Genomic DNA, 1439 nt, shown 5'->3' with positions numbered 1-1439 from the left:
CCTTTTCCGTATTCGACTGTCTCAGCCGTTGATATAGCGTCTCATTGGAGGGATACACCGGCGTTCCGGAGAGAAGCTTCCCATCCGCGCCGATTTTCCAGGCCATAGGTTTGCTGGAGAAGCCCAGAAGCAGCTTGGGCTGATTGTCAACCCCCATTTGGGCGGCGGCATCCAGCAGCGAGGCGTATACCTGGTCGGCAGGAGCCTGCGCGGCGGTCTTGTAATACTCCGTTCCCACAAAGGAAGTCATATCCGCAGTGTTGTAGTCATAGGCCATCAGAATCACCCGGTCGGCAAGTGCGCCAATGGCAGCGTAATCATAGCCGTCGTAATAGCTTCCGGTGGTTAAAATTGGGGAAACGCAAACATACAGGCTCTTGCCAAGAGAATGTACTTTACTGGAAAGCGCATTCAAGAACACCGTAAAATTCGCTTTTTGTGCGACCCGCAGGCCCTCAAAATCAATCGTCACACCGGAATAGGGATTCTTGCCTACGGCATTGTAGGAAACGGTCATCTCATTGACTATCTGCTCCACCGCAGCCACTCTTCCGGCCTCGGATGCCAGCAGCTCTCTCACGCCGCCGGACACATCCATATAGACGCTCAGGTTCAGTGGGGTACCACCCGCGTCCAGATAGCCGGTTATGTCCTGATAGCCGCTGGGAACGGCGTACTCATTCCCGCCCGCTGAGGTGGTAGAAAGCAGCGCCGTAGTTCCGTCCCACGTCATCCGGCTCCACCCGGCGCTGACGGCTTCCATCCCGTCTGTCAGGCTAAGCTGGCTTCGGGAGGAAATGGCGTAGAACCCATGGACAAATTCAGTGGCCCGACTGAGCTTTTCGTAAATGCGCACCAGCATGGCGGCAGCCTGTCCCCGAGTCGCGGTTGCGTTGGGGGCAAAAGTGGTTTCAGAGGTGCCGGAGGTCATACCAATCTGATAGGCCACGGCTACGTAGCCCTTCCCTGCTTCCACGTCTGTGAACGGAAGTGCAGTCGATTTTTCCTGAATCGCAGCCGCCCCCTTCAGTCCCACCGCCCGGACCAGCATCTCAGACATCTCGGCGCGGGTAATGGGTACGTCCGGGCGAAATTTTTCGCTTTGGTCCACCACGTCATGGGACCGGGCGGTCTCCACCACAGAGTACCATGTATGTGAGGTAGGTACGTCAGAAAAGGTCGGCTGCAAGGGCAGTTCTCCGTCCCAATTCATGGTTTTCACCATCATCCGCACCAGCACGGCTGCAAACTGGCCCCGGGTGATGGGGTCCGAATAGCCAAAGTTGGAGGAGCTGTATCCTCCCATCAAGCCGTAGTCTGCGGCCTTTTGCACCTCGGCCGCAAGAGCACTCCCCACCGGAATATCCCGGAAGGACGCGGCAGAAACCGGCAGTGCGGCCGCTGCGGTCAGAACAGCGGCCAACAGTGCCGCACAAAGC

The 1439-nt window shown here is 57.5% G+C and carries 1 protein-coding gene; it reads right to left on the bottom strand.

Features of this window, described 5'->3' with window-relative positions:
* The coding region (locus B2W96_RS09175) for an S-layer homology domain-containing protein (RefSeq protein WP_293009988.1) at positions 1 to 1439 on the bottom strand (1439 nt) is incomplete at both ends.

It is taken from the genome of Oscillibacter sp. UBA6647, assembly GCA_002455655.1.
Lineage (GTDB): Bacteria > Bacillota > Clostridia > Oscillospirales > Oscillospiraceae > Oscillibacter.
The sequence above is the reverse complement of the archived record's forward strand: the minus strand, read 5'-3'. Positions and strand labels throughout refer to the sequence as shown.